Here is a 312-nt window from a genome sequence, read left to right as displayed (position 1 = left end):
AAGTGACAGTACCGTCTTGTGCAACAGTGTAGGTACCCTCACCGTCAATAGTCTTAGTTGTGCTACCATCGTCAAAGGTGGCTGCAACATTATCATCCATCGGTACAAGTGGGTCACCTGCCGTGAACACTGGGGTCGCACTTTGGACTTGACCCTGTTTACCTGTTGATGTAGCGTCTGCTCCCGTTGGAGTCACTTTTTCTACTGTTGGGGTATAAGTTGTTTCTACTGAAGTGCCATTCTTATCTTTAGCTTGAATTTTAACAGCATCTGGTGTACCAACAAAATCTAAGTTTGGTTGGAAAGTAACAA

Annotated in this window: 1 protein-coding gene; it reads right to left on the bottom strand. The window is 44.6% G+C overall.

Annotated elements, in window-relative coordinates:
- The coding region (locus N7659_RS08140; protein ID WP_263276629.1) for a hypothetical protein at window positions 1-312 on the bottom strand (312 nt) is incomplete at both ends.

This window comes from Streptococcus sp. CSL10205-OR2 (genome assembly GCF_025660655.1).
Lineage (GTDB): Bacteria > Bacillota > Bacilli > Lactobacillales > Streptococcaceae > Streptococcus.
Note: the sequence above shows the minus strand (reverse complement) of the source record. Positions and strands in the feature narration are given on the sequence as shown.